Source organism: Paraburkholderia ginsengisoli NBRC 100965 (assembly GCF_000739735.1).
In the GTDB taxonomy this organism is placed as follows: Bacteria; Pseudomonadota; Gammaproteobacteria; order Burkholderiales; family Burkholderiaceae; genus Paraburkholderia; species Paraburkholderia ginsengisoli.
This window is the reverse complement of sequence record NZ_BBJF01000041.1, coordinates 1-5,421: the sequence shown is the minus strand read 5'-3', so window position 1 is coordinate 5,421 and position 5,421 is coordinate 1. Positions and strand designations below refer to the sequence as shown.

At 53.3% G+C, this 5,421-nt stretch carries 2 tRNA genes and 3 rRNA genes; all 5 read right to left on the bottom strand.

Annotated features, from left to right (window positions below):
• Position 1: 1 nt before the first annotated feature.
• The 5 genes from rrf to BGI01S_RS28770 all read right to left on the bottom strand — a co-directional run bounded on the left by rrf (position 2) and on the right by BGI01S_RS28770 (position 5,281).
• Positions 2-115: ribosomal RNA gene (rrf, locus tag BGI01S_RS28790) — 5S ribosomal RNA — on the bottom strand.
• 161 nt (positions 116-276) lie between these two features.
• A 23S ribosomal RNA gene (locus tag BGI01S_RS28785) occupies positions 277-3,157 on the bottom strand.
• A 295-nt stretch (positions 3,158-3,452) separates the two neighbouring features.
• Positions 3,453-3,528 (bottom strand) — tRNA-Ala (locus BGI01S_RS28780).
• 74 nt (positions 3,529-3,602) lie between these two features.
• Positions 3,603-3,679 (bottom strand) — tRNA-Ile (locus BGI01S_RS28775).
• A gap of 67 nt (positions 3,680-3,746) precedes the next feature.
• Positions 3,747-5,281: ribosomal RNA gene (locus tag BGI01S_RS28770) — 16S ribosomal RNA — on the bottom strand.
• Together the 16S, 23S and 5S rRNA genes with 2 tRNA genes alongside form the textbook arrangement of a ribosomal RNA operon.
• Positions 5,282-5,421: the final 140 nt, after the last annotated feature.

Here is a 5,421-nt window from a genome sequence, read left to right as displayed (position 1 = left end):
AGCCTGACGATTACCTACTTTCACACGGGCAATCCGCACTATCATCGGCGTGGAGTCGTTTCACGGTCCTGTTCGGGATGGGAAGGGGTGGTACCGACTCGCTATGGTCATCAGGCATGACTTGTTGCTGTGCTGAGGCCTGGCTCAACACAACCAATCGGGAAGAAGTAGCTGGGAGGATGCCTCCCGGTATTACTTTGGGCTGTGCGTATCTGGCACAACACTGATCTCAACCGTGTGCGGGGTTCTGGGTGAACCACAAGACACACCTGTTATAGGATCAAGCCTTACGGGCAATTAGTATCAGTTAGCTTAACGCATTACTGCGCTTCCACACCTGACCTATCAACGTCCTGGTCTTGAACGACCCTTCAAGGGGCTCGAAGCCCCGGGGATATCTCATCTTAAGGCGAGTTTCCCGCTTAGATGCTTTCAGCGGTTATCTCTTCCGAACATAGCTACCCGGCGATGCCACTGGCGTGACAACCGGTACACCAGAGGTTCGTCCACTCCGGTCCTCTCGTACTAGGAGCAGCCCCCTTCAAATATCCAGCGCCCACGGCAGATAGGGACCAAACTGTCTCACGACGTTTTAAACCCAGCTCACGTACCTCTTTAAATGGCGAACAGCCATACCCTTGGGACCGGCTACAGCCCCAGGATGAGATGAGCCGACATCGAGGTGCCAAACACCGCCGTCGATATGAACTCTTGGGCGGTATCAGCCTGTTATCCCCAGAGTACCTTTTATCCGTTGAGCGATGGCCCTTCCATACAGAACCACCGGATCACTATGACCTGCTTTCGCACCTGCTCGACTTGTCGGTCTCGCAGTTAAGCACGCTTATGCCATTGCACTATCAGCACGATTTCCGACCGTACCTAGCGTACCTTCGTACTCCTCCGTTACACTTTGGGAGGAGACCGCCCCAGTCAAACTGCCTACCATGCACTGTCCCCGACCCGGATCACGGGCCAAGGTTAGAACCTCAAACAAACCAGGGTGGTATTTCAAGGTCGGCTCCACGGAAACTGGCGTTCCCGCTTCAAAGCCTCCCACCTATCCTACACAGATCGGTTCAAAGTCCAATGCAAAGCTACAGTAAAGGTTCATGGGGTCTTTCCGTCTAGCCGCGGGGAGATTGCATCATCACAAACACTTCAACTTCGCTGAGTCTCGGGAGGAGACAGTGTGGCCATCGTTACGCCATTCGTGCAGGTCGGAACTTACCCGACAAGGAATTTCGCTACCTTAGGACCGTTATAGTTACGGCCGCCGTTTACCGGGACTTCAATCAAGAGCTTGCACCCCATCATTTAATCTTCCGGCACCGGGCAGGCGTCACACCCTATACGTCCACTTTCGTGTTTGCAGAGTGCTGTGTTTTTATTAAACAGTCGCAGCCACCAGTTTATTGCAACCCCTTCACCCTTCTGGCGCAGGCCAGTCAGGCTACAGGGGCGTACCTTATCCCGAAGTTACGGTACCAATTTGCCGAGTTCCTTCTCCCGAGTTCTCTCAAGCGCCTTAGAATACTCATCTCGCCCACCTGTGTCGGTTTGCGGTACGGTCTTGTTAAACTGAAGCTTAGAGGCTTTTCTTGGAACCACTTCCGATTGCTTCGTCGCCTAAGCGACTGGCCTCACACCCTTGAATTACGCGCCCGGATTTGCCAAAGCGCCTTCTCCAATGCAAGGACCGGGACTTCCAACACCCGGACAACCTTCCGCGATCCGTCCCCCCATCGCATTTAACAATGGTGCAGGAATATTAACCTGCTTCCCATCAGCTACGCATTTCTGCCTCGCCTTAGGGGCCGACTCACCCTACGCCGATGAACGTTGCGTAGGAAACCTTGGGCTTACGGCGAGGGGGCTTTTCACCCCCTTTATCGCTACTCATGTCAGCATTCGCACTTCCGATACCTCCAGCACACTTTCCAGTGCACCTTCGCAGGCTTACGGAACGCTCTCCTACCATGCACATAAATGTGCATCCGCAGCTTCGGTATATTGCTTAGCCCCGTTACATCTTCCGCGCAGGACGACTCGATCAGTGAGCTATTACGCTTTCTTTAAAGGATGGCTGCTTCTAAGCCAACCTCCTGACTGTTTTAGCCTTCCCACTTCGTTTCCCACTTAGCAATATTTGGGGACCTTAGCTGGCGGTCTGGGTTGTTTCCCTCTTGACACCGGACGTTAGCACCCGATGTCTGTCTCCCGTGATTGCACTCTTCGGTATTCGGAGTTTGCTATGGCGTAGTAATCCGCAATGGACCCCACAACCATGACAGTGCTCTACCCCCGAAGGTGATACACGAGGCACTACCTAAATAGTTTTCGGAGAGAACCAGCTATTTCCAGGTTTGTTTAGCCTTTCACCCCTATCCACAGCTCATCCCCTAACTTTTCAACGTTAGTGGGTTCGGACCTCCAGTACGTGTTACCGCACCTTCATCCTGGCCATGGATAGATCACCTGGTTTCGGGTCTACACCCAGCGACTGAACGCCCTGTTCGGACTCGCTTTCGCTACGCCTGCCCTAATCGGTTAAGCTTGCCACTGAATGTAAGTCGCTGACCCATTATACAAAAGGTACGCCGTCACCCTCTTTCAAAGGCTCCGACTGTTTGTATGCATGCGGTTTCAGGATCTGTTTCACTCCCCTCCCGGGGTTCTTTTCGCCTTTCCCTCACGGTACTGGTTCACTATCGGTCGATCACGAGTATTTAGCCTTGGAGGATGGTCCCCCCATCTTCAGACAGGATTTCACGTGTCCCGCCCTACTTGTCGTACACCCAGTTCTTCCTCGCTGTTTTCGCTTACGGGGCTATCACCCGCTATGGCAGCACTTTCCAGAGCCTTCAGCTAACAATGAAGATAAAGAGTACAGGCTGGTCCCATTTCGCTCGCCACTACTCTGGGAATCTCGGTTGATTTCTTTTCCTGCGGTTACTTAGATGTTTCAGTTCACCGCGTTCGCTTCGCATGACCTATGTATTCAGTCATGGATACTCCATTCGGAGTGGGTTTCCCCATTCGGACATCTTCGGATCAAAGCTCGTTTGCCAGCTCCCCGAAGCTTTTCGCAGGCTACCGCGTCCTTCATCGCCTGTGATCGCCAAGGCATCCACCACATGCACTTGTTCGCTTGACCCTATAACGGGTGTGTCTCACAACACTTCCGCTACAGGTTGAGTATTCGTGTTGCGCCGTATTCCAAAGCAATCTTTCGATCACTTAAAAAATACATTGATACAATCACAACCCTGATTCACCTACTCGAATCACCCATCTCTAAGTGACCTTTCGTGAATCTCTTTACTACTTCTTCCTGATTGTTAAAGAACGACAGCCGATATCGCAGTTGCTATAACCGCGTATCACTCTGACTGGCTCAATCGCCAATGCACAACGTTCTGTGTATTCACAGAACGCTACGCATTGAGGATTGGTGGAGGATGACGGGATCGAACCGACGACCCCCTGCTTGCAAAGCAGGTGCTCTCCCAGCTGAGCTAATCCCCCAGTCATGCACAGATAAACCTATCTGCTTTCTACTCAAGGGTTTGTCGATTAGCTGCAGCCCACCGCAGAAACAGTGGTGGGTCTGGATGGATTCGAACCATCGACCCCCGCCTTATCAAGACGGTGCTCTAACCGACTGAGCTACAGACCCCTGAGTCTGTCCTGATTTACAGCCGATAAGCGTGAGCGCTCAACACTTCTGACGCACTTAGCTCGAGAAAGGAGGTGATCCAGCCGCACCTTCCGATACGGCTACCTTGTTACGACTTCACCCCAGTCATGAATCCCACCGTGGTAAGCGCCCTCCTTCGCAGGTTAGGCTACCTACTTCTGGTGAAACCCACTCCCATGGTGTGACGGGCGGTGTGTACAAGACCCGGGAACGTATTCACCGCGGCATGCTGATCCGCGATTACTAGCGATTCCAGCTTCACGCACTCGAGTTGCAGAGTGCGATCCGGACTACGATCGGTTTTCTGGGATTGGCTCCCCCTCGCGGGTTGGCGACCCTCTGTTCCGACCATTGTATGACGTGTGAAGCCCTACCCATAAGGGCCATGAGGACTTGACGTCATCCCCACCTTCCTCCGGTTTGTCACCGGCAGTCTCCCTAGAGTGCTCTTGCGTAGCAACTAGGGACAAGGGTTGCGCTCGTTGCGGGACTTAACCCAACATCTCACGACACGAGCTGACGACAGCCATGCAGCACCTGTGTTATGGCTCCCTTTCGGGCACTCCCACCTCTCAGCAGGATTCCATACATGTCAAGGGTAGGTAAGGTTTTTCGCGTTGCATCGAATTAATCCACATCATCCACCGCTTGTGCGGGTCCCCGTCAATTCCTTTGAGTTTTAATCTTGCGACCGTACTCCCCAGGCGGTCAACTTCACGCGTTAGCTACGTTACCAAGTCAATGAAGACCCGACAACTAGTTGACATCGTTTAGGGCGTGGACTACCAGGGTATCTAATCCTGTTTGCTCCCCACGCTTTCGTGCATGAGCGTCAGTATTGGCCCAGGGGGCTGCCTTCGCCATCGGTATTCCTCCACATCTCTACGCATTTCACTGCTACACGTGGAATTCTACCCCCCTCTGCCATACTCTAGCCCGCCAGTCACAAATGCAGTTCCCAGGTTAAGCCCGGGGATTTCACATCTGTCTTAGCGAACCGCCTGCGCACGCTTTACGCCCAGTAATTCCGATTAACGCTTGCACCCTACGTATTACCGCGGCTGCTGGCACGTAGTTAGCCGGTGCTTATTCTTCCGGTACCGTCATCCCCCCGCCGTATTAGGGCAGAGGATTTCTTTCCGGACAAAAGTGCTTTACAACCCGAAGGCCTTCTTCACACACGCGGCATTGCTGGATCAGGCTTGCGCCCATTGTCCAAAATTCCCCACTGCTGCCTCCCGTAGGAGTCTGGGCCGTGTCTCAGTCCCAGTGTGGCTGGTCGTCCTCTCAGACCAGCTACAGATCGTCGCCTTGGTAGGCCTTTACCCCACCAACTAGCTAATCTGCCATCGGCCGCCCCTTGAGCGAGAGGTCCCGAAAGATCCCCCCCTTTCCTCCGTAGAGCGTATGCGGTATTAATCCGGCTTTCGCCGGGCTATCCCCCACTCCAGGACACGTTCCGATGTATTACTCACCCGTTCGCCACTCGCCACCAGACCGAAGTCCGTGCTGCCGTTCGACTTGCATGTGTAAGGCATGCCGCCAGCGTTCAATCTGAGCCAGGATCAAACTCTTCAGTTCAAACCTGTTACTGTTTTTCGGGCTCTTTCGAACCCGGTCGCTCACTCAACGTACTGACGAATGATCCAACCATCTTGCGACAGTCAAACCTTCCTTTCATTACTGTGTGAGACTTGATACTTTCGCTTCACGGCAGATCC